The 22,185-nt window shown below is 72.6% G+C and carries 21 protein-coding genes; 6 read left to right on the forward strand and 15 right to left on the reverse strand.

What is annotated here, in order from left to right; genetic code table 11:
- Position 1 precedes the first annotated feature (1 nt).
- The gene (locus ACVW2K_RS16525) at positions 2-1,183 is read right to left on the reverse strand and encodes a DUF480 domain-containing protein (RefSeq protein WP_457203252.1); all 1,182 of its coding nucleotides are present in this window, start codon (positions 1,181-1,183) and stop codon (positions 2-4) included.
- Between the two features lie 16 nt (positions 1,184-1,199).
- Between ACVW2K_RS16525 and ppk2 the strand changes: the two genes are divergently transcribed.
- Complete coding sequence (gene ppk2, locus ACVW2K_RS16530; RefSeq protein WP_457203253.1) at positions 1,200-2,009, forward strand: polyphosphate kinase 2; 810 nt, start codon at positions 1,200-1,202, stop codon at positions 2,007-2,009.
- Between the two features lie 6 nt (positions 2,010-2,015).
- Here ppk2 and ACVW2K_RS16535 read toward each other — a convergent pair whose 3' ends face one another.
- From ACVW2K_RS16535 to ACVW2K_RS16545, 3 genes are read right to left on the reverse strand one after another with little or no spacing between them, the layout of a single operon-like run.
- The gene (locus ACVW2K_RS16535) at positions 2,016-2,975 is read right to left on the reverse strand and encodes an RNA polymerase subunit sigma-70 (RefSeq protein WP_028638150.1); all 960 of its coding nucleotides are present in this window, start codon (positions 2,973-2,975) and stop codon (positions 2,016-2,018) included.
- Positions 2,972-3,268: a hypothetical protein gene (locus ACVW2K_RS16540; protein WP_457203254.1), complete on the reverse strand. Its 297-nt coding sequence runs from the start codon at positions 3,266-3,268 to the stop codon at positions 2,972-2,974. The genes ACVW2K_RS16535 and ACVW2K_RS16540 overlap by 4 nt, the downstream gene beginning before the upstream one ends.
- Positions 3,265-4,665 (reverse strand): MFS transporter, encoded by a 1,401-nt coding sequence (locus tag ACVW2K_RS16545; protein WP_457203255.1) that lies wholly within the window; start codon positions 4,663-4,665, stop codon positions 3,265-3,267. The genes ACVW2K_RS16540 and ACVW2K_RS16545 overlap by 4 nt, the downstream gene beginning before the upstream one ends.
- Positions 4,666-4,761: 96 nt before the next feature.
- Between ACVW2K_RS16545 and ACVW2K_RS16550 the strand changes: the two genes are divergently transcribed.
- Entirely contained in the window at positions 4,762-5,490 is a 729-nt protein-coding gene (locus ACVW2K_RS16550) for a dienelactone hydrolase family protein (RefSeq protein WP_457203256.1), read from the forward strand.
- Positions 5,487-6,275 carry an LLM class flavin-dependent oxidoreductase gene (locus tag ACVW2K_RS16555; RefSeq protein ID WP_457203257.1) on the forward strand — a complete coding sequence of 263 codons (789 nt, stop codon included), beginning with the start codon at positions 5,487-5,489 and terminating at the stop codon, positions 6,273-6,275. The genes ACVW2K_RS16550 and ACVW2K_RS16555 overlap by 4 nt, the downstream gene beginning before the upstream one ends.
- Before the next feature lie 37 nt (positions 6,276-6,312).
- Here the strand turns inward: ACVW2K_RS16555 and ACVW2K_RS16560 are convergent, their stop codons facing one another.
- From ACVW2K_RS16560 to ACVW2K_RS16580, 5 genes are read right to left on the reverse strand one after another with little or no spacing between them, the layout of a single operon-like run.
- Positions 6,313-7,476, reverse strand: a complete 1,164-nt coding sequence (locus tag ACVW2K_RS16560) for a lipid-transfer protein (RefSeq protein WP_457203258.1) — start codon at positions 7,474-7,476, stop codon at positions 6,313-6,315.
- The gene (locus ACVW2K_RS16565; protein WP_457203259.1) at positions 7,473-7,850 is read right to left on the reverse strand and encodes a MaoC family dehydratase; all 378 of its coding nucleotides are present in this window, start codon (positions 7,848-7,850) and stop codon (positions 7,473-7,475) included. The genes ACVW2K_RS16560 and ACVW2K_RS16565 overlap by 4 nt, the downstream gene beginning before the upstream one ends.
- The gene (locus tag ACVW2K_RS16570; RefSeq protein ID WP_028638144.1) at positions 7,847-8,245 is read right to left on the reverse strand and encodes a Zn-ribbon domain-containing OB-fold protein; all 399 of its coding nucleotides are present in this window, start codon (positions 8,243-8,245) and stop codon (positions 7,847-7,849) included. Before ACVW2K_RS16570 ends, ACVW2K_RS16565 begins: the two co-directional genes overlap by 4 nt.
- A complete protein-coding gene (locus tag ACVW2K_RS16575) occupies positions 8,242-8,763 on the reverse strand; it encodes an FAS1-like dehydratase domain-containing protein (protein ID WP_457203260.1) in 522 nt (173 codons plus the stop codon). The genes ACVW2K_RS16570 and ACVW2K_RS16575 overlap by 4 nt, the downstream gene beginning before the upstream one ends.
- On the reverse strand, positions 8,760-10,925 hold the full coding sequence (locus ACVW2K_RS16580) for an acyl-CoA dehydrogenase (protein WP_457203261.1): 2,166 nt from the start codon (positions 10,923-10,925) through the stop codon (positions 8,760-8,762). The genes ACVW2K_RS16575 and ACVW2K_RS16580 overlap by 4 nt, the downstream gene beginning before the upstream one ends.
- 89 nt (positions 10,926-11,014) lie before the next feature.
- Here ACVW2K_RS16580 and ACVW2K_RS16585 point away from each other — a divergent pair, with 89 nt between their 5' ends.
- Positions 11,015-11,962: an alpha/beta fold hydrolase gene (locus tag ACVW2K_RS16585; RefSeq protein WP_457203262.1), complete on the forward strand. Its 948-nt coding sequence runs from the start codon at positions 11,015-11,017 to the stop codon at positions 11,960-11,962.
- A 2-nt stretch (positions 11,963-11,964) separates the two neighbouring features.
- Here ACVW2K_RS16585 and ACVW2K_RS16590 read toward each other — a convergent pair whose 3' ends face one another.
- The gene (locus tag ACVW2K_RS16590; protein ID WP_457203263.1) at positions 11,965-13,440 is read right to left on the reverse strand and encodes a WS/DGAT/MGAT family O-acyltransferase; all 1,476 of its coding nucleotides are present in this window, start codon (positions 13,438-13,440) and stop codon (positions 11,965-11,967) included.
- A gap of 105 nt (positions 13,441-13,545) precedes the next feature.
- Between ACVW2K_RS16590 and ACVW2K_RS16595 the strand changes: the two genes are divergently transcribed.
- Positions 13,546-14,817, forward strand: coding sequence for an alpha/beta hydrolase fold domain-containing protein (locus ACVW2K_RS16595; RefSeq protein WP_457203264.1), 1,272 nt, complete (start codon positions 13,546-13,548; stop codon positions 14,815-14,817).
- On the opposite strand, the gene ACVW2K_RS16600 is transcribed toward ACVW2K_RS16595, so the two are convergent.
- On the reverse strand, positions 14,781-16,091 hold the full coding sequence (locus ACVW2K_RS16600; protein WP_457203265.1) for a lytic transglycosylase domain-containing protein: 1,311 nt from the start codon (positions 16,089-16,091) through the stop codon (positions 14,781-14,783). The two genes, ACVW2K_RS16595 and ACVW2K_RS16600, sit on opposite strands and share 37 nt — an antisense overlap.
- Before the next feature lie 100 nt (positions 16,092-16,191).
- Entirely contained in the window at positions 16,192-18,243 is a 2,052-nt protein-coding gene (locus ACVW2K_RS16605; protein WP_457203266.1) for an acyl-CoA dehydrogenase family protein, read from the reverse strand.
- A 59-nt stretch (positions 18,244-18,302) separates the two neighbouring features.
- Between ACVW2K_RS16605 and ACVW2K_RS16610 the strand changes: the two genes are divergently transcribed.
- Positions 18,303-18,947, forward strand: coding sequence for a class I SAM-dependent methyltransferase (locus tag ACVW2K_RS16610; protein WP_457204083.1), 645 nt, complete (start codon positions 18,303-18,305; stop codon positions 18,945-18,947).
- Here ACVW2K_RS16610 and ACVW2K_RS16615 read toward each other — a convergent pair.
- From ACVW2K_RS16615 to ACVW2K_RS16625, 3 genes are read right to left on the reverse strand one after another with little or no spacing between them, the layout of a single operon-like run.
- Positions 18,906-20,021 (reverse strand): prenyltransferase, encoded by a 1,116-nt coding sequence (locus tag ACVW2K_RS16615; protein WP_457203267.1) that lies wholly within the window; start codon positions 20,019-20,021, stop codon positions 18,906-18,908. The genes ACVW2K_RS16610 and ACVW2K_RS16615 overlap by 42 nt on opposite strands.
- The gene (locus ACVW2K_RS16620) at positions 20,018-20,767 is read right to left on the reverse strand and encodes a class I SAM-dependent methyltransferase (RefSeq protein ID WP_028638136.1); all 750 of its coding nucleotides are present in this window, start codon (positions 20,765-20,767) and stop codon (positions 20,018-20,020) included. The genes ACVW2K_RS16615 and ACVW2K_RS16620 overlap by 4 nt, the downstream gene beginning before the upstream one ends.
- A complete protein-coding gene (locus tag ACVW2K_RS16625; protein WP_457203268.1) occupies positions 20,761-22,005 on the reverse strand; it encodes a glycosyltransferase family 4 protein in 1,245 nt (414 codons plus the stop codon). The genes ACVW2K_RS16620 and ACVW2K_RS16625 overlap by 7 nt, the downstream gene beginning before the upstream one ends.
- Positions 22,006-22,185 lie beyond the last annotated feature (180 nt).

Raw genomic sequence — 22,185 nt, forward strand, 5'->3', positions numbered from 1 at the left:
CTCAACGTTTGCGGGCGAGGACGTAGAGGCGGTTCGAGGTCTCCCCGCGGTGCTCGAGGGCGCCCCGGCGGTACCACTCGATGTCGACCAGGCCGGCCGCCCGCACCAGCGCGACGACCTCGTCCTCCTGGTGGTGGACGAAGTCCAGGTCGATCGGGGCGTCGAACCACTCGTCGTGGTGGCGCACCTCGGTGCCGGCGTGCATCGCGAGCACCAGCCAGCCGCCTGCGTCGAGCGGCCGGGCCAGCGCCTCGATCGCGGCCGGGAGCTCGGACGGTGCCAGGTGGATCAGCGAGTACCAGCCGAGCACGGCCGCCCAGCCGGCCGCCGTCGTCGGCCGCATCAGCGTGCGCAGGTCACCGACCTCGTAGGTGCCGTCGGGGAACCGGCGCTGGGCCTCGGCGACCATCCCCGGCGACAGGTCGATGCCGGTCGCGGCGGCGCCGGCCGCGGCGAGGTACGCCGTCACGTGCCCGGGCCCGCAGCCGACCTCGACGACGGGGCCGCCGTCGGCGTGCGCGGCGACCCGGTCCAGCAGCCAGGTCTCGAACGGCAGCCCGGCGAGCTCGGTGAGCAGGCTGTCGGCGTACGCCGTCGCGACCGCGTCGTAGGAGGCCCGCACGCGGTCGTCCCGCTCCGCGCCTCGCGCGACCTCCACCGTGGAACTCGGCTCCTCGGGCGCGGGGTCCGCGCCGAGCAGGTGCGTCCAGCGGCTGTCGCGGTCGCCGCCGCGCCGGGGCAGCTCGCGGACCAGGCCCCGAGCGCCCATCCGGCCCAGCGTCTCCTCGACGGCCGTCCGGTCGGCGAAGGCGTGCAGCCGGTCCGTGCGGGTGCGCAGCTCGCCCGGCGCCTGGGGACCGCGCAGCAGCAGCACCGTGACCAGGGCGCGCTCGTCCTCGCCCAGGTCGAGCACCTCGTCGAGGACCTGGTGGTACTTCAGCGTGCGCCGGCCGCTCGCCGACCACACGATCCGGACCAGCCCGCGGTCCTTGAGCCGACGACCGACCTGCTCGACGGTCTGCTCGTCGTACCCCGTGACCGGGTCCCGGTTGTTGCTCTGGTTGCACGCCGTCCGCAGCGCGTTGAGGGTGAGCGGGTACGTCGCGGGGACGGTCAGCTGCTTCTCCAGCAGGCTGCCCAGGACCCGCTGCTCCTCGGGGTCGAGCACGGGGAGGTCGGTCACGTGCTTAGGCTGCCCCATGGGCAAGCAGCGCAAGCGCCTGGGGTCGGCGGCCTACGAGGCCGAGCTGCTCCGGCTCCAGCAGGAGCTGGTCGAGGTCCAGGAGTGGGTGCGCGCCGAGGGCGAGCGCGTGGTCGTGGTCTTCGAGGGCCGCGACGCCGCTGGCAAGGGTGGGGCGATCAAGCGGATCACGCAGTACCTGAACCCGCGGGTCGTCCGCATCGCGGCGCTCCCGACGCCGAGCGAGCGGCAGCGCGGGCAGTGGTACTTCCAGCGGTACGTCGAGCAGCTCCCGGCCCGCGGCGAGGTCGTGCTGTTCGACCGGTCCTGGTACAACCGCGCCGGCGTCGAGCACGTGCTCGGCTTCTGCACGCCCGAGGAGCACCGGCGGTTCCTGCACCAGTGCCCGACCTTCGAGCGGCTCCTCGTCGAGGACGGGATCATGCTGCGGAAGTACTGGTTCTCGGTCAGCGACGAGGAGCAGCAGCGACGGTTCCGGGGCCGGATCGACGACCCGATGCGCCGCTGGAAGCTCTCCACGACCGACCTCGAGTCGATCACCCACTGGGAGGACTACTCGCGCGCCAAGGACGAGATGATGACGCACACCGACATCCCGGAGGCGCCGTGGTACGTCGTCGAGGGCGACGTGAAGAAGGAGGCGCGGCTGAACATGATCGCCCACCTCCTCTCCACGATCCCCTACACCCAGGTCGACCAGCCGGAGATCGAGGTGCCGGAGCGGCCGCCGGGCACCGGGTACGAACGGCCGCCACGCGACCAGGCGACGTACGTGCCCGACCACGTGGCGACCCTGGTCAGCGAGTGACCGTCCTCAGCGCACCAGCTCCGGGTCCAGGAACGCGTCGATCCGCAGGATGTCGCCACGGTCGTCGAACGTCAGCACGTTGACGCTGTGCGAGAGGAGCGCGCCGATCCCGTCGTCCCAGAGCCGCTTCTCGACGGCGACCTGCCCGTTGGCGAGGGTCGGCGTGCACGACCACCGGCGGCCCGGCTGCAGCGGGACGTGCGAGAGGAACCAGCGGAGATCCTCCCGGCCGGCGTACCACTCGGCGTACGGCGGCATCGTGATCACGGCGTCATCGGCGAGCAGCGCCACCACGGCGTCGACGTCCGCGCGCTCCCACGCCGCCACGAACGCCCCGACCCTGGCCCGGACGGTCTCGTCGCCGAGATCGCGGAGCACGCGCTGCTGGCTGCGGTCCGGGAGCCGCTCCTGCATCCCGGCCCGGGCGCGCTGGAGCGCGCTGTTGACCGCGGCCGTCGACGTCTCGAGCGCCGTGGCGACCTCGGCAGCCGACATCGCCAGGACGTCGCGCATCACCAGCACGGCGCGCTGCAGCGGCAGGAGGTGCTGGAGCGCGGCGACGAACGCGAGCTCGACCGCCTCCTTCTGCTCGTAGACCGCGTCGGCCGGGGTCGCCGACCAGGTGAGCCCGGCCGCCGGGAGCGGGTCGAGCCAGACCGTCTCGGTGAGGGGTGCGCCGAGGCCGGCCACGGGGTCTCCCGCGGGCGAGAGGTCCACCGGCCGGAGCCGGCGGCCCCGGCGCTCGATCTCGCGGAGGCAGACGTTCGTGGCGATGGTGACCAGCCAGGTGTTGAGGGCGCTGCGGCCCTCGAACCGGTCGATGCTCCGCCACGCGCGCAGCAACGTCTCCTGCACGGCGTCCTCGGCGTCGTGGGACGACGCGAGCATCCGGTAGCAGTGCAGCAGCAGGCCGGGGCGCAGCGGTGCGACGAGCTCGTCGAACGTCGTGGTGTCGATGGCGGTCACGCCGTCCTCCCCTCGTAGCTGCCGACGATCCGGACCGATGTCTGCTGGGGAGGATCCTCGCACCGATCGCCGACAGTCGACGCGAACCGCTGGAACGCCGCCAAGGTCGGCAGCGCCGCGCTGTCGCCGTCGACGATGTGCACGAACGTCACGCCGTCGGAGAGCACCATCGACTGGTACGTGAACCCCTCGGGCTGCTCGGCGGCCAGCTCCTCGAACACCTCGCCGATGAGCCGCTCGTTCTCCGCGGCGGCGTCGGGCCGGACCCGGTACCGCACCATGATCCGGCTCATGACGCCACCGCCACGGCCGCCGGGACGACGGACCGTCGGCGGGCGGGCAGGGCGAGCCCGGTGAGCGCGCCCAGGGCCGAGAGTCCCGCCGCGGTCAGCAGCGCCGGCCGGAAGCCGTCCACGAAGTCCTGCGGCGACCCGTAGCCGCCGTACGCCCCGAACACCGCCACGGTGAGCGCCACGCCGAACACGCCACCGAGCTCGCGCATCGTGGCGTTCACCCCGGACGCCGTGCCGACGTCCCGGTCCTCGACCGACCCGACGACCGCGCTCTGGCCGCACGGAACCGCCATCGAGACGCCGATGCCGCCGACCACGAACGGCCCGAGCGCATCGAGGTAGTCGCCGCCGGCGGTGACCGTGGTGGCGAACCACACCATCGCGAGCGACTGGATCGCGAGCCCCGTCGCGAGCAGCGGCCGCTCCCCGATCCGGTCCGCCAGGGCCCCGGCGAACGGCGCCACGACGATGAACGTCCCGGTCCACGCCATCAGCCGCACACCTGCCTCGAGGGCGCTGTCGCCGTACCCGAACTGGAGCAGCTGCCCGTAGAAGAAGACCGCGGAGAACAGCGAGGCCAACGTCAGGAACGCGGCGACGTTGCCGGCGGAGAAGCCGCGCCTGGTCAGCAGGGCCGCGGGGATGAGCGGGTGCGCGGCCCGGCGTTCCCAGGCCGCGAAGGACCCGAGCAGGACCACGCCGGTGCCGGTGATCCCGAGCACCTCGGGCGCGCTCCAGCCCTCGGTCGCGCTGCGGACCAGCGCCCAGACCAGCGCGAAGCAGCCGGCACCGAGCAGCGCCACGCCCGCTACGTCGAGCGTGCTGTCCGGCACCCGTACCTCCGGCACGTACCGCAGCACCAGCGGTACGGCGACCAGCCCGATCGGGACGTTGACCCAGAAGATCCAGTGCCAGTCGAGGCCGCCGACCACCAGGCCGCCGAGCAACGGCCCGCACGCGACCGCGATGCCGGTGACCGCGCTGTACAGGCCGACCGCCTGGCCGCGCCGTTCCGCCGGGAAGGCGCCGGTCAGCAGGGCGAGCCCGAGCGTCAGCACCAGCGCACCACCGGCGCCCTGGAACGCGCGCATCGCGATCAGCACGCCCGCTCCGTCCGCGACCGCGCAGCCGAGCGAGGCCAGGGCGAACAGGCCGATGCCGGCCGCGTAGCAGCGCGCCCGGCCGAGCCGGTCGCCGAGGACGGCGGCGGGGACCAGGAGGACGGCGAGGCTGAGGTTGTAGGCGTTGACGGTCCATTCGAGCTGCGGCAGCGACGCGTGCAGGTCGCCCCGGATGGTCGGGATGGCCGTCGCGACCACGAGGGTGTCGATCGCGGCCATGAAGGAACCGATCGAGGTGAGCACGATGACCCACCGGCGGTGTCGAGCGTCGAGCATGGTGTCCTCCCGGAAGGGGCAGCGTCTGCTGCTGCCCTCGTCTCCTGTGATCCGGGCGGAGCCGCGAACTCATCGCGGCCCGACATACTCGTCCCCATGAGCCTCCTGTCGAGCTGGACGCACGGCACCCACAGCGACGACGGGACCACGCACCCGACGTACCGCAAGGGGACCGGCCCGGGCGTGATCGTGATCCACGAGATGCCGGGACTGACGCCGGGCGTCATCGGGTTCGGCGAGGAGGTGGTCGCGGCCGGCTACACGGTGGTGATGCCGCAGCTGTTCGGCACGCCCGAGGCGCCGATGACGGCGGTCAACGTGCTCAAGGTCCTGCCGCGGACGTGCGTCAGCCGCGAGTTCACCACGATGGCCCGTGGCGAGACATCGCCGGTCGCGGTCTGGCTGCGCAGCCTGGCCCGCTCGCTCCACGAGGAGCTCGGCGGATCCGGCGTGGGCGCCGTCGGGATGTGCTTCACCGGGGGGTTCGCGCTCGCGATGATGGTCGACACCTCCGTGGCGGCGCCGGTGCTGGCGCAGCCGTCGCTGCCGTTCGCCGTGGGCCGCCGCCGCGCGGCCGACCTGAACCTGTCGGCCGGCGACCTGGCCGCCGTACGCTCGCGGGCCGCCGGCGGCTGCGAGGTCCTCGGGCTGCGCTACCGGAAGGACCCCGCGGTCGGGACCCGCTTCGACACCCTCACCCGGGAGATCGGCGACGCGTTCATCCGGGTCGAACTGGAGGGCAGGGGTCACTCGACCGTCACCGAGCACCGCTCCCAGGAGGCGGTCGACCGCGTACTGGCGTTCTTCGGCGAGAAGCTCTCGTGATCCGCCGCGGACTGTTCGTCGCGCCGTTCGACGCCCTCGCCGACCCGCGGGTGGTCGGCGACCTCGCGGCTCGTGCCGAGGCGGCGGGCTGGGAGGGGTTCTTCCTCTGGGACCACCTGCAGTACGGCGAGCGCGTGTCGGCCATCGCGGACGTGTGGACCTGCTGCGCTGCCGTGGCCATGCGCACCTCGTCGGTCCTGTTCGGCCCGATGGTCACTCCCCTGGCCCGCCGGCGGCCGCAGGTCCTGGCCCGCCAGGCGGCCTCGCTCGCCGTGCTCTCCGAGGGCCGGTTCGTCCTCGGGCTCGGCCTCGGCGACGACTGGGTGGGCGAGTTCAGCGCGTTCGGCGACGAGGCCTCGCCGCAGGTCCGCGGTGAGATGCTCGACGACGGCCTCGCGGTGCTCACCGGTCTCCTGTCGGGTGGACAGGTGGCCCACGAGGGTCCCCACTACGTCGCACGCGACGTGCGGTTCCTCCCGGCGCCGCGGGTGCCCATCTGGCTCGCGGGCCGGTTCCCGAACGCCGCTCCGATGCGCCGGGCCGCGGCGTACGACGGGTTCTTCGTGATCGGGCTCGGCTCGCCGGCCGACGTGACGATGGTGGCCGACCAGGTGCCGGGAGCGCCGTACGACCTGGTCGTCGACCTGCGCGCCGACCATGACCACGAGCCGTGGCTGGAGAGCGGCGCGTCCTGGGTCCTCACCCGGGTCGGGCCCTTCGATCTGGACCTCGCGGACGTGGAACGCCTGGTCGACGCGGGTCCGGGCTTCGGGTCGTCCGCCTGAGGGCGGCGTATTCACCGCCCAGAGGCGGACGACCCGGTCAGGCGGACAGCACCAGGCCCGAGGTGGGGACGCCCGTGCCGGCGGTGACCAGGACGTGCTCGACGTTGTGGACCGGGTTGACCGAGGTGCCGCGGACCTGGCGGACGGCCTCGGCGATGCCGTTCATGCCGTGGATGTAGGCCTCGCCGAGCTGGCCGCCGTGGGTGTTCAGCGGCAGCTTGCCGCCGATCTCGATGGCGCCGTCGGCGACGAAGCCGGGCGCCTCGCCGCGGCCGCAGAAGCCGAGCTCCTCGAGCTGCATGAGGACGTACGGCGTGAAGTGGTCGTAGAGGATCGCCATCTGCATGTCGTCGGGGCCGAGTCCGCTCTGCCGCCACAGCTCGCGCCCGACGACGCCCATCTCCGGGATGCCGATGTCGTCGCGGTAGTACGACGTCATCACGAACTGGTCCACGCCGCTGCCCTGGGCCGCCGCCGAGACGTACGCCGGCTTCCGGGCGAGGTCGCGGGCGCGCTCGGCCGAGACGATCACCAGCGCGACCGCGCCGTCGCTCTCCTGGCAGCAGTCGAGCAGGTGCAGCGGGTCGACGATCATCCGCGAGGCCTGGTGGTCCTCGATCGTGATCGGCTTGCCGTAGAAGAACGCGTTCGGGTTCGTGGCGGCGTGCCTCCGGTCGGCCACGGCCACGCGGCCGAAGTCCTCCGAGGTGGCGCCGTACTCGTGCAGGTAGCGCCGCGCCTGCATGGCGACCGTCGCGGCCGGGCTCCCGAGGCCCATCGGATAGGTCCAGGCGTTGTCGAGGCCGTTGGTGTTCACCTGGGTCGCCGCCGCGACCGAGAACTGGCCGAAGCGCGAGCCGGACCGCTCGTTGAAGCCGCGGTACGCCACCACGCAGTCGGCCACGCCGGTGGCGACCGCCATCGCGGCCTGCTGCACGGTCGCGCACGCGCCGCCGCCGCCGAAGTTGATCCGGCTGAAGAACCGCAGCTCGCCGCAGCCGAGCTCGCGGGCGACCGCGATCTCCGAGGAGGTGTCCATGGTGAACGTCGTGAACCCGTCGACGTCCGCGGGCGTCAGCCCGCAGTCGGCCAGCGCGTGCTGCACCGCCTCGACGGAGAGCTGGAGCTCGGAGCGGCCGGACTCCTTGGAGAACTCGGTCGCGCCGATACCGGCGATCGCGGCCTTGCGGTAGAGGCTCACACCGCCACCTGCACGGTCCCGGTGACGTGGTCGCCGAGCGAGACCCGGCCGACGACCGAGATCGTCGCGATCCCGTCCTCGACGGACTCGACGGTGCCGCTGAACGTCAGGGTGTCGTAGGGGTGCGCGGGCGCCCCGAGCCGGATCGCGATGCCCTTGAGCTCGGTGTCCGGGCCGGCCCAGTCGACGACGTACTTCTCGACCAGGCCGTTGGTGGTCAGGATGTTCATGAAGATGTCCTTCGACCCGGCCGCCTGCGCGACGTCGCGGTCGTGGTGGACGTCCTGCCAGTCCCGGGTCGCGATCGCGGTGCTCACGATCGTGGTCGGGGTCATCGGCAGCGACCACTCGGGGATCGTCTCGCCCACCTTCATGCTCTCCTCCACACGGGCAGCGTCAGCTCGTCGTCGATGCGCCGGTAGTCCACCCGCAGCGGCATCCCGATCTCGATCTCGTCGTCGGCCACGTCCACGACCTCGCCGACCATCCGCACGCCCTCGTCGAGGTCGATCAGCGCGATCACGATCGGCAGCTCCTTGCCCGGGACGGGCGGGTGCCGGTGCACGACGTACGAGAAGACCGTGCCGGTGCCGGCGGCCACCACGTGGCCGCGGTCCAGGGCGCCGCACGACGGGCAGGCCGGCCCCGGCGGGAAGCGGAGCAGGCCACATGCGTTGCAGGTCTGGATCCGCAGCTCGCCGAGCGCCGTCCCCTCCCAGAAGAACCGGGAGTCCTGCCCGATCATCGGCCGGATGACGCCGGCGGTCATGCCTTCTCCCTCGGGACGAACTTGAGCACCCGGAACAGCATCGAGGCGACCTTCTCGGTCTGCCCGTCCTGATGGCGGACGTACCAGGTGTTCCGCGACGTCACGAAGTAGCCCTCGCCCATCGCGGTACTCTTCGGCCCGGCCACCGAGTCGAGCGCCGTGGTGACCCGGAGCTCCTCGCCCACGCGCAGGTAGCGCTCATAGGTCTGCTCGCAGTTGGTGCCGAGCACCGCGGTGTAGCCCTCGGCGGTCAGCACCTCCATCATCCGGCTCAGCGGGTCGTCGTCGGGACGGCGGCGCCCGAGCCCGGGCATCGTCCACACCTGCGCCATCGACGGCGGGGCCTCGCCCTTGCGGAACCGGTCGTTCTCGTAGCCCATCGCGTCCAGCCAGGTGCCGATCGTCGGCTGGTTCACCTCGTACGGTGCCATCGACTCCGAGGCCTCGCCGAGCGCCTTGATCCGCTCGGCCTCGGCCATGATCCGCCGGTGCCGGTCCGTGCTCGCGTCGCCACTCATCGGGGCACCCGCGGCAGGCCCATGCCGAACATCGCGATCAGCTCGCGCTGCACCTCCTGCACGCCGCCACCGAAGGTGAGGACGAGGTTCCGCTTGGCCTGCCCGTCCAGGTATCTCATCAGCTGGTCGGTCTCCTCGTCCGACGGGTCGCCGTACCGGTGCACGATGCCGGCCAGGTCGGCCGCGAGGTGCTGGACCTGGTCGGCCGCGAACACCTTCGAGGACGACGCGTCGCCCACGGAGATCTCGCCCACCGCGGCGGCTCGCGCGACCTCCCAGTTGAGCAGCTCGTTGACGCGGAACACCGCCGTCACCTCGCCCATCGTCCGGTGTACGTCGGGCCGGTCGACGACCCCCGCCTTGGTGGCCCACTCCGCCACCCGGTCCCGCAGGCCCTCGAGCCGGCCGGCCGGGCCGAGCATCACGCGCTCGTGGTTGAGCTGGGTGGTGATCAGCTTCCAGCCCTGGTTCTCCTCGCCCACCAGCATGTCGACGGGGACACGTACGTCGTTGAAGTACGTCGCGTTGACGTGGTGCGACCCGTCGGCGGTGATGATCGGGGTGTGTGAGTAGCCCGGGTCCGTGGTGTCGACGATCAGGATCGAGATGCCCCGGTGCTTCGGGGCGTCCGGGTCGGTGCGCACCGCGAGCCACAGGTAGTCGGCCTGGTGGCCGCCGGTGGTCCACAGCTTCTGCCCGTTGACCACGTAGTGGTCACCATCGCGCCTGGCGGTGGTCCGCAGCGACGCGAGGTCGGTGCCGGCGTCCGGCTCCGAGTAGCCGATCGCGAAGTGCACGTCCCCGGCCAGGATCCGCTTCAGGAACAGGTCCTTCTGCTTCTCGGTGCCGTACCGGATCAGCGTCGGGCCGACGGTCTGCAGCGTCACCGCCGGCAGGTGCACGTCGGCGCGCTGGGCCTCGTTCGCGAAGATCGTCTGCTCGATCTCGCCGAGCCCGTGGCCGCCGTACTCCTTCGGCCAGCCGATGCCCATCCAGCCGTCCTCCCCCATCTGGCGGACGACGCGCTGGTAGGTCTCGCCGTGCCGGTCGAGCGCCATGTCGCGGTGCTCGTTCTCGTCCGCGAGGCCGGTGAAGTACGCGCGCAGCTCGGCCTTGAGCGCGCGCTGGGACTCGGTGAGCTCGAGGTTCTTGGTGGTGGGGTCCTCGACCTGCACCTCCTCCGGGCGTATGTCGAGCGCGTGCACGATGTCGGTGACCCACGAGAAGTAGCGCGACATCGGGTAGGTGATGTCGACGCCCATGCCGCCGTGCAGGTGGTGGCAGGTGCGCATCGCGCCCGGCGCCTCGTGGCACACCCAGTACGCCGCGACCGCGAGGTCGTCGGTGACGTCCAGGCCGTTCGCGATCCGCCAGGCGGCGTTCTCCGCCGCGAGGTCGACGGTCCGCGAGGCGATGTAGACGTCCGCGATCTGCATCGCCACCGCCTGGAACTCCGCGAGCGCCCGGCCGAACTGGGTGCGGCCCTTGATGTACGTCGCAGTGAGGTCGCGCGCCCCGGCGACCAGGCCGGCGGCGGTCAGGCAGAGGCCGGCGGCGGCGAGCTCCTCGAGCACCCGCGCGGCGTTCGCTCCCGGCAGCGGCTCGGCCGGCGCGCCGTCGAGCACGACCGTGTGCTGCGGCGTGCCGAGGCTCGACATCGACTCCAGCAGCTCGACGCCGGGACCGTGCGGGTCGACGAGCGCGACCACGGGGCCGTCCGCCGAGGACGCGGTCACCAGCAGCCGGGCCGCGCGGTCGGCGTACGTGACCCCGATCTTGCGGCCGCGCACGGTGCCGTCGGCGTACGTCGTGCTCCCGCCCGCCACGTCGCGCAGCGCCGGCGTCAGCAGCGTCTCGCCCGCGGCCACGCCGGGCAGCAGCGCAGCCCGCTGGTCCTCGGAGCCGGCCGCGGCGACGGCCAGCACGCCGCAGCAGAGCGTCTCCCAGATCGGGAGCGGCCGCGCCTGCTGACCGCTCTCGCGGAGCAGCACGGCGACCTCGGCCAGCCCGAGCCCCTCGCCCCCCTGTGCCTCCGGGACCGGGAGGGCGAGCAGCCCGGCAGCGCCGAGCGCCGCCCAGGTCGCCTCGGCGTCGTCGGTGGCGCGGCCCAGGACCTCGCGCACGACCGAGCGGACGGCCTCGACTTCGTCGGTCACCAGCATCTCCTGCCGCAGTTCGGATACCTGCCGTGCGAAACTGTAACCTGTTCTACTCCAGAACCGCATGCCCGTCGAGAGTGAGAAGGCTCCTGATGCTGTCCCCGCGTGGCCTCCTCAAGAGCCGCGTGTACGTGCCGTACGTGCGGATCCCCCAGGGGCGGATGATCGACCTCCCGGGACGCGGGTCGACCTTCGTGACCGACACCCCCGGGCCGAGCCCCGACTCCCCCGCCGTCGTGCTGCTGCACGCCGTCGGCTGCACCGGTCTGCTCACCTGGTTCCCGTCCATCGAGGCGCTCTCGCAGCGCTTCCGCGTCGTCACCATGGACCAGCGCTGGCACGGCCGCGGCATCCAGTCGCCCGAGTTCTCGCTCGTCGACTGTGCCGACGACGTGGCCGCCCTGATCGACGAGCTCGGGCTGTCCGAGCCGATCGTGGCCGGCTTCTCGATGGGCTCGATCGTCGCGCAGCGGGTCTGGCGCCAGCACCCGGACCGGATCGGGGGGCTGGTGCTGTGCGCGACCACGGACCGGTTCCGCTCCACGGTCGCCGAGCGGAGCTTCCACGCGAGCATGGAGCTCACGATGCTCGCTACGCGCGGGCTGTCCCGCAACCGCACGGCGGCGCGCGCCGCGCGGGCCGCGGGCCGGGCCACGAACCGCACCCTCGGCATCGCACCGCTGGACATCCACGACTGGGCGGTGGAGGAGTTCCGCAGCACCTCGCCCTGGGCGGTCGGCCAGGCGGTGGCCGCCCTGGGGCGGCACCACTCGCGCCCCTGGCTGCACCGCATCGACGTCCCCACGGCGGTCGTGGTGACGCTCAAGGACAAGGTGCTCCCGGCGGAGAACCAGGTCGGGCTCGCGCGCCGGATCCCCGGGGCGACCATCCACGACATCCCGGCCGGTCATGCCGCGTGCGTGCTGGAGTCCGAGCTGTTCGTACCGGCCCTGGTCGAGGCCGTCGGCACCGTCAACGCCCGGCGCCGCGACTTCCCGCGCCGGAGCCCCTCACCCCCGTCCTCCTCCGAGTCGGCCTGAGCTCACGCCTTCGCGGCGGCCGCCGTCTTCGCACCGGACCTGCGGGCCCGCCGGATCGGCGTCGGGGTGTCCGCGGCGACCACGGCGGCCTTGAGCGCGGCGAGCTCGGCCGGGAACCGCTGCACCAGGTCGTCGACGGCGGGCACCGACTCCTTGCAGGCGATGATCCCGACGTGCACCCGGCCGTTGTTCGACATGACGGTGACGTTGAGGCCGGCGCCGTGGAACACCGGGCCCAGCGGGTAGAGCGCCTCGATCCGGGCCCCCATGAAGTAGAGCGGCACCGGCGGGCCCGGGACGTTGGAGATCACCAGGTTGTGCACGACCGGGTGCCACTCGGGCATCTTCAGGCTGGCGTACGTGCGCACCGCGAGGCCGAAGGTCCGGGGCGCGGCGAACTCCGCCCAGTCCTGGAGCGAATCGGCGCTGATCGCGGAGTGGTGCTCCTTGGCGAACCTGTTGCGCTCGGCGAGGTCTCGCAGCCGCTCGAGCGGGTCCTCGGTGTCGGTGCCGAGCTTGGCGAACAGGGCCGAGACCTTGTTGGCGCCGCCGGAGCGCTGCGACTGCTCGCGCACCGAGACCGGCACGGTCGCCAGCAGCGAGTGCGAGGGCAGCTCGTCGCGATCCTCGAGGTACGCGCGCAGCGCGCCGCCGGCGACGGAGAGCACCACGTCGTTGACGGTGGTGCCGGTGGCGTTCTTGATCTGCCGGATGTCGTCGAGCGACATGTCGGCCAGCGCGATCGCGCGGTGCCCGGTGATCGTGCCGTTGAACGACGTGCGCGGCGCCGAGAAGGGGGCCGCCATCGCGGTGCCCGCCCGGGCCCGGCCGACCGTCTTCGTGACCAGCTGCGCCGACGGGGCGACGAGGCGTACGGCGGCGAGCGGCCGGGTCAGCAGGCCCAGCACTCCGCGGCCGAACAGCTCGGCGTGGCCCGGCTCGTGGCCGGCGGACCGCGGCTCGGCGGACACCATCGGGTCGGCGTCCGGCTCCAGGCTGCAGAGGTGCGAGATCAGGTTCGAGCCGGAGACGCCGTCGACGGTCGCGTGGTGCATCTTGGAGAACACCACGACCTTGTCGTCCTGGTAGCCCTCGATCACCCACATCTCCCACAACGGCGCCGAGCGGTCCAGGGGCAGGCCGGCGAGGTGGCCGGTGAGCTCCACCAGCTCGGCGTACCCGCCCGGGGACGGCAGCGCGAGCCGGTGCACGTGGCGGTCGATGTCGAAGTGGCTGTCCTGCACCCAGACCGGGTGGTCGATGCCCATCGGCACCCGGCGCAGCTTGCGGGTGAACTCCGGGACGTCGCGGACCCGCCGCTCGAGCTCGTCGCGGAACGCCGGGTAGGAGTAGCCCTCCGGCATCGTCCCCGGGTCCAGCACGATGACGCCGCAGACGTGCATCAGCTGCGCCGGCGTCTCCAGGTACAGGAAGCTCGCATCGAGTCCCGACAGCCGCTCCATGAGCCTCCCCTTCACCAAGTGGAACGTGTTTCAATTCGTAACGAGGGTCGCACGCCGACGACACGCGTGACCACACTCTCAGTCCTGCTCCCGGATCGACCCCCTCCTAGATTGGCTGACATGTCGTTCCTGCGCCGCCAGCTCGTGACCGCCGCCCTGACGGCGAACGCGATCCGCCCGTTGCCCGGCTACCGCACCGCCATCCCGTCGTTCGCGGCCGGCTGGCTCACCACCGAGCTCGCCCCCCACCTGCTCGGCCTGACGGCTGCCGACACCGCCCTGCACGCCGTACGCCGCCCGCGCGGCCGCGGCGGGCTGGCCCTGGCCGCGCTCAACCTGGCCGGTCAGGCCTACCTCGTCGACCAGGCCCGCCGCGTGCAGAAGGACGCCGAGGACGCGCTGGCCGAGGGCATCGGCGCGGACTACGCCGAGCAGCTCGACGAGCTGCCGACTCCGGCCGAGCTCGCCACCCCGTGGCGGAAGCTGGTGAACCCGTTCCGGATGCGCAACGCCGACGTGGTCGTCGAGAAGGACATCGCCTACGCGCCCGAGCACGGCAAGCGCGGCCTGCTCGACGTCTACCGGCCGGCCGCCGGCGATCGTCGCGGGCAGGAGGCCGCGCCGGTCCTGCTCCAGGTGCACGGCGGCGCCTGGACGATCGGCACCAAGGACCAGCAGGGCATCCCGCTGATGCAGCACCTCGCCGCGAAGGGCTGGGTGTGCGTCGCCATCAACTACCGCCTCGCGCCCCGGGACCCGTTCCCGGCCCAGATCATCGACGTGAAGCGCGCGATCGCCTGGATCCGCGGGAACATCGAGGAGTACGGCGGCGACCCGGAGTACCTCGCCATCACCGGCGGCTCGGCCGGCGGCCACCTGGCGGCCCTGGCCGCGGTCACCCCGAACGACCCGGCGTACCAGCCCGGCTTCGAGGAGGCGGACACCAGCGTGGCCGTCGCGGTCCCGCACTACGGGGTGTACGACTTCGCCGGCTCCACGGGCCTGCGCAGCGCCGAACAGATGCGGGACCGCTTCCTGGCACCCCGGGTCGTCCGGCGCACCTGGGCCGAGACCCCCAAGGTCTTCGAGGCCGGGACCCCCCTGCTGCGGATCACCGACGAGGCGCCGGACTTCTTCGTCCTGCACGGCGCGCACGACTCACTCGTGTCGGTCGAGCAGGCCCGGCTCTTCGTGCAGCGGCTGCGCGAGAGGTCAGGGGCCACCGTCGTGTACGCCGAGCTGCCGGGCGCCCAGCACGCCTTCGACGTGTTCCCGTCGATCCGCAGCGCGCACGTGGTGCGGGCGATCGACCGGTACCTGCACTGGCACTGGAACGGCTGGCGGCGCGCGCGTGATCAGCGGCCGCGGTCGGAGTCCTCGGCCACGACGTAGTCGTCGTCGCCGAGCGCCAGCAGCACCGCCGGCGCGTCGCCGGCCGACGCGACCGTGACGGTGACCTCGGCGCCGGCGAGTCCGGCGAGCTCATCGGCGTTCGTCTCGGTCGTGCCGTCGGCGTCGAAGTCGGCCAGCGCGTGGGCGGCCAGGTAGGCGGCGTCGCCGACGTCGAGGACCGTGTCGTCCACGCACCAGGCCGGCTCGGCCTCGGTGCCGCAGGCTTGCAGCACGCCGGTGAGCTCGGTCGGAGGAGCCGGGCCGGTGGACGGGTCGGGCGTCGGGTCGGGCGTCGGGTCGGGGGTCGGGTCGGGGGTCGGGTCGGGCGTGGGCTGCGGGGCCGGCTCCGTCTGGTGACCGTTGCCCTGGTGCCCGCTGCCGGTCTGGGCGGAGTGCTGCTGGCCTGCGGCGTGCTGCTCGTGCTGGCTGGCTCCGGGATGCCCCGCGGTCGGCAGCGGCGCCGCCGCGCGCGCGATGATGCTCGGGCCGTCGGACGGGGTGGGGAGCGTGTAGTCGCCGGTGCGGTACGCGTGCGCGAGCGCCATCACCCGGGCGACGTACGCCGCCGACGGGTTGTAGCGGTGCAGCGCGGTCCGGACACCGGCTCGGGTGTCGAGCGTGCCGGGCGCGGAGCAGAGGAACACCGCGGCACCGAGAGCGGCGTCGTCGAGGTCGTCGGCGGAGCGCTTGCCGTCGCCGTCGGCGTCCACCCCGACGCTGGTCCAGGTCGAGGGGAGGAACTGCATGGGGCCGACCGCGCGGTCCCAGCGCCGGTCGCCGTCCAGGCGTCCGGCGTCGGTGTCGGTCACCCGGGCGACATCGCCGGCACCGTTCAGCGCGACACCGCGGATCAGCGGGGCCGAGACGCCGTCGTCACCGAGCACGGCGCCGCCGAACCGGCCGTGGTCGGACTCGACGCCTCCGACGGCGGCCAGCAGCGTCCAGGACAGCCCGCAGGTGCCGTCGACCTGGTCGACGACGGTCGCCGCGCGCTGGTAGGCGAGCATCGCCGTGAGCGGGATGTCGCCGGACGGCGTCGCGGCCGCCGGGGCCACGTCCCGGGCGGCGTCGACCCGGCCGCCCGCGGTCACCGGGAGCGGCGGCAGTGCGGGCAGTGCGGGCGACGAGGGCTCCGCGGTCGTGACCAGCGTGTCGATCGGGCCGGTCACCTGCTGGACGGACGGCTGACTCGTCCACGGGTGCACGACGACAGCGACGCTCACGAGCGTGAGCGTCGCTGTCAGCGCCAGGCGCAGCGGTCGCACGGTCGGCATGGTCTGGCCAGCGTAACTCCGGTCGCGGAACTGTCGCGCAACCCATAAGGGGGAAAAACGGAGGAAGGCCGAGTCCTTCGCCCGGCACTCAGCCGACTGTTCAGCGTGGGAGCCCCAGGATGCGCTCGCCGACCACGTTGCGGAGGATCTGCGTCGTACCGCCGGCGATCGACAGGCACCGGGTGTTGAGCAGCTCCCACACGTCGGCCGCCAGGCGGTCGTCGGCGTCGAGCAGGATCCGGTCCCCGTGCAGCTCGACCACCAGCTCCGCACCGTCCTGGCGGTTCCGTACGCCGAGCAGCTTGGCCACGCTCGACTCCGCGCCCGGGCCCTGACCGGCGAGCGAACGCATCGTCGAGCGCACCCCCAGCAGCGAGCAGACGGTGGACAGCGCGACGGCGTGGCCGACGCGGACCCGCTGCGCCGCCGTGACCCCGTCCCCGGCGATCCCGACCGCCCGCTCGACGCTGTGGCTCAGCCGGGTCGAGCCCATCGCGACGCGCTCGTTGGCGAGGGTGGTCCGGGCCAGCTTCCACCCGTCGTCCACGTCACCGACCACGAGGTCGTCGGGCACGAAGACCTCGTCGAGGAACACCTCGTTGAAGAGCGCCTTGCCCGTGATCTCGCGCAGCGGACGGACCTCGATGCCGTCGCTGTTCCTCATGTCCACGAGGAAGTAGGTGATCCCCTGGTGCTTCTTGGCTTCGGGGTTGGTGCGGGCGAGGCAGATGCCCCAGTCGGCGCGCTCGGCGACCGAGTTCCAGACCTTCTGGCCGGTCAGCCGCCAGCCGCCGTCGACCTTCTCGGCCTTCGTGCGGAGCGACGCCAGGTCCGATCCCGCACCGGGCTCGGAGAAGAGCTGGCACCAGACCAGGTCGCCGAGCAGCGAGGGCCGCACGAACCGCTCCCGCTGCTCGTCGGTGCCGTGCTCCAGGATCGTCGGCACCGCCCAGCCCGCGATCACGATGTCCGGACGACCCACGCCGGCCCGGGCGAGCTCCTGGTCGATCACGATCTGGGCCACCGGGTCCGCACCGAGGCCGTACGGCGCCGGCCAGTGCGGCGCCAGGTACCCGGTCTCGACGAACGCGGCCCGCCGCTCGTCCTCCGGCAGCGCCGCGATCCCCTCGACGTTCTCGCGGATCTCCTCCCGGAGCGGCTCGTCGCGTCCCTCCAGGTCGAGCTCGACGCGCCGTCGTACGCCCGAGACCGCCGCGGCGGTCAGCCGCTCGGCCGCCTCGTCGCGGTCGCCGACCAGCGCCCGGAGCGTCAGCGCGCGACGCAGGTAGAGGTGCGCGTCGTGCTCGAAGGTGAAGCCGATGCCCCCGAGGACCTGGATGCAGGCCTTGGCGACCGCGACCGCGCCGTCGAAGGCGATCGCCGCGGCGACGTCGGCCGCGAACGCCCACTGCTCCTCATCTCCCCCGGCCACGGCCGCGACGTCCCAGGCGGTCGCCGTCACCGACTCGGCGGTCTCCAGCATCTCGGCGCACAGATGCTTGATCGCCTGGAAGCTGCCGATCTTCTGCCCGAACTGCTCGCGGACCTTGGCGTACTCCACCGCGGTCGCCAGGCACCAGCGCGCGACGCCGGCGGCCTCGGCGGCCGCGAGCGTGACGGCAGTACGCCGGACCAGCCCGGTCGTCACGTCCACGGGGTCGCCGGCGGCCGGGTCCAGCACCCGCAGGCCGCCGAAGCGGCGGGACAGGTCCAGCCCGAGGACCGGGCTCAGCTCGACGGCGCCGCGGGGCAGCAGCCGCCACCGGCCGTCGACCTCGGCGAGCACGTGGGTCGCCGACGGCGCGTCCCAGACGACCTCGCCCAGCACGAGTCCGACCACCGCGTCCTCCGGCAGTCCGTCGAGCAGTGCGGCGGCGACCGCCGGCCCGAGCAGCGGCCCGGGGACGAGCTCGTGGGCGCAGGCCTCGAGCGCCACCGCGACGTCGAGGGTCGTGCCGCCCCCGCCGCCGGCGGACTCCGGCACGCCGATCCCCGGCACGCCCATCTCCACCAACGCGCCCCAGGCGCTCGCGAACGTCTCGCCGGGGTCGTCCTCGGCCGCACGAGCCAGCTCGCGGCCCTTCAGGTCGGACGCCCACTTGCGCAGGCTTGAGGCGAGCTCGACGTGCTCGTCGGAGATCCCGATGGACATGCGGCTCCTCGAAACTAGAACGTGTTCCAATCCTACTAGACTCCGGCCCCGTGACCGAGATGCCCGCCGACCTGCTGCCGCACGCGCTCGACGCCAAGGGCTTCATGCCCGGGGACGAGGGCCTGCTGCTCCACCGGTACGCCCGCGAGCGCCTTCCCCACGGTCCGGCGCTCGAGGTCGGGACCTACTGCGGCAAGTCCGCGATCTACCTCGGCGCCGCCGCGCGCGAGGTGGGCGGGACAGTGTTCACCGTGGACCACCACCGCGGCTCGGAGGAGAACCAGGCCGGCTGGGAGCACCACGACACCTCGCTCGTCGACCACGAGACCGGGCTGATGGACACGCTGCCGGTCTTCCGCCGGACGATCGCGCGTGCCGGGCTGGAGGACGTCGTGGTCGCGGTCGTCGGCCGGTCGACGACGGTCAGCGCCCTCTGGCGCACTCCCCTGTCCCTGCTGTTCATCGACGGCGGGCACGCCGAGGAGCACGCGCAGAACGACTACTCCGGCTGGGCGCCGTGGATCATGCGTGGCGGCCTGCTCGTGATCCACGACGTCTTCCCGGACCCGGCGGACGGCGGGCAGCCGCCGTACCACGTGTTCCTCCGCGCGCTCGAGGGCGGTGCGTTCACCGAGGTGGAGGCGCTGGGCTCGGTGCGGGTGCTACGCCGGACGGCCGGTGACGCCGGCGACGGAGTCGGCTGACGGGCAGCCGCACTCGAGCGCGAGCTCGGAGAAGTGCGGCGCCAGCGAGGTCCCGCGCATGATCCCCGAGCCGGCCGTGCTGTGCCCCGCGACCTCGCCGAGCGCGTCCACCGCCAGGATCACGGCCGCAGCGGTGTACGTCGTGTGCTCCACCGGCCAGTGGACGTCGCGCGGCTCCTCGGTCTGGGTGTGGTCGTCGTAGACCCAGCCGGTCCAGTAGCGACCGTCTTCCTCGCGCAGGTGCTGCATGTCCTTCAGCAGCGTCAGCGCGCGCCGGTGGTCGCCGAGCGTGTCGAGCGCCAGCGCCAGCTCGCAGGTCTCGGCGCCGGTCACCCACGGGTTGGTGTCGACGCAGAGGATCCCGAGACCGGGCCGGACGAAGTCGTCCCACCGGCTCTCGAGCAGCTCGAACGCGTCGCGGCCCCGGACCGCGCCGCCGAGGACCGGGTAGTACCAGTCCATCGAGTGCGCGGACTTGTCCTCGAACAGGTCGCGGTGCTCGCGCACGGCGTGCCCGAGCCGGCCGCCGGCCAGCTCCCACTCCGGCTGCGGGTCGTCGAGCAGGTCGGCGAGCGCGACCCCCGCGCGCAGCGAGTGGTAGATGCTCGCGTTGCCCGTGAGCAGGCAGAAGTCCTCGGTGGGCGTCCAGTTGATGCCGCCCCACGACACCTGCTGCGCCACGACCCAGTCCAGCGCCGACCGCACGACCGGCCAGTACCGGTGCACGAACCCGATGTCGCGACGCACCAGCCAGTGGTGCCAGACGCCGACGGCGAGGTACGCCGACATGTTGACGTCCCCGCGCTCGTCCTCGGGCTCACCGGCCACGATCTTCATCGGGAACGAGCCGTCCGCGCGCTGCAGGCCCGGCATCCACGCGTAGGCGCGCTCGGCCGCCTCGACCTGGCCGCCGACGAGCATGGCCATCGCGGCCTCGACGTGGTTCCACATGTCGACGTGCTCGCCCACGGTCCACGGGACGGCCCCGCACGGCTCCTGCATGGCCGCGATGGACGCCGCGGTGTCCGCGACCTGGCCGGGGCTCAGCACGCCGTCGACGTAGGGAAGGCTCATGCCACGTCCGGCTTGCGGAAGTACAGGACCATGCTCTTGCCGATCAGCGGGTCGAGGACCTTGCCGGCGTACCGGAGCGCCCGGGGCTGCTTCATGATCTCCCAGACCAGGAGCTTGTGGTACGCCTTCGCGGCCGGGTGGTCGTCGTTGTCGACGCCGACCGCGCACTTGATCCACCAGTACGGCGCGTGCAGCCCGTGGGCGTACTCCTTGCCCTCGAAGACCATCGCGGCGCCGGGCGTGCCGTCGTTGTAGCGGCCGGCCTTGGTCACCTTGTCGACCAGCTCGTGGTCGGTGTAGATCCGGATGTGCCCGCCCTCGGCGTTGTGGTAGTCGTCGGAGAGCTTCCAGTTGATGACCTCGGGCAGCCACCGCGGCACCGAGATGGCCAGCGTGCCCCCCGGGCGGAGGACCCGGACCAGCTCCTTGATCGCGTCGACGTCGGCGTGGATGTGCTCGAGGACCTCGGCGGCGACGATCCGGTCGAACTCGCCGTCCGCGAAGGGCAGCTCGAGCGCGTCGCCCTGCTTGATGTCGGCCTGGGCGCCCTCGGGGACCTCGCCCTGCTCCTTCATCGCGCCGAAGATCTCCAGCACCCCGGCCAGCTCGTCGGCGTCCATGTCGAACGCGATCACGTCGGCGCCGCGCCGGTACATCTCGAAGGCGTGCCGCCCGCCGCCGGCGCCCATGTCGAGCACGCGGTCACCCGGGCGCAGCCCCAGCCGGTCGAAGTCAACGGTCAGCACTGCTGTTCTCCTCGGTAGTCCTCGATCACTTCTTCGTAGGCCGCGGCGACCTTCTGGGCCACCGCGCGCCAGCTGAACAGCTCCTCGACGCGCTTGCGCCCGGCGAGGCCGTACCGCACCCGGCGGTCCGGGTCGTCGAGCATCGCGGCGATCGCGCCCTCCAGCTCGCCCACGTCGCCCGGGGTGACCAGGTCGGCGCAGAGCCCGTCCGGGCCGACCACCTCGGGGATGGCGCCCGCGTCGGACACGACCAGCGGCGTACCGCAGGCCATCAGCTCGGCCGTGGGCAGCGAGAATCCCTCGTACAGCGACGGCACGCACGCCAGCTCCGCCGAGCCCATCAGCTCGACCAGCTCGGCGTCGCTGATGCCGTGGACGAACCGGACCGCGTCGCCGATCGAGAGCTTCTCGATGAGCTGCTCGGTGCGGCCGCCCGGCGTCGGCTTGGTGACCAGCACGAGCTCGACGTCGCGCTCGGTGCGCAGCTTGGCGAACGCCTCGAGCAGCGTCGAGATGCCCTTCATCGGCGCGTCCGCGCTGGCCATCGCCATGATCCGGCCCGGGACGCGCGGCTTGGTGGGCGGCACGAAGGCGTCGTCGACGCCGAGCAGGATGACCTGCATCCTCGCCGGGTCCACGCCGAAGTCGCGGGCGATGTCGCGGCGGGAGGTCTGCGACGGCGTCAGGATCCGGCGTGCCTGCCGGGCGACCTTCGCCTGCATCTTCACGAAGCCGTACCAGCGTCGCAGCGTGAACTTCCGCCACGGGTTCCGGGTGGAGGCGATGTCGATGCGGCGGTCGTAGCTGATCGGGTGGTGCAGCGTGGTGATCAGCGGCAGCCCGAGCTTCTCGATCTCGAGCATGCCGTAGCCGAGCACCTGGTTGTCGTGGACGATGTCGAAGTCGTCGACCCGGTCCCTCAGGGCGCGGACCGCACGCAGGCTGAACGTCTTCGGCTCCGGAAAGCCCGCCGCGCACATCGTCGCGAACTCCTCGACGTCGATCCGGTCCCGGAACTCCTTGAGCTTCGGCACCCGGAACGGGTCCGGCTCGCGGTAGAGGTCCAGGCTCGGCAGCCTGGTGAGCTCGACGCCGGGGTCGAGCTCCGGGTACGGCTGGCCGGAGAACACCTCCACGGAGTGGCCCAGGGCCACCAGCTCCCGGCTCAGGTGCCGGATGTAGATGCCCTGACCACCGCAGTGGGGCTTGCTCCGGTACGACAACAGCGCGACCCGCATCCGCACCCTCTCTGGCTCTGGCTGAACGACGGGCGTGGGGGACGCGCCGTACCGGCAAACTGGAACGTGTTCCTATTTTAGCCCATGAATTGCTAGCCTAATGGCCCTGACCAACGGAACACTCGGGGGTTCTCTAGACTCGACGGGCCACCAGTTCCGAACCGAAGACCACCATGGGGG

It is taken from the genome of Nocardioides sp. HB32 (assembly GCF_054058995.1).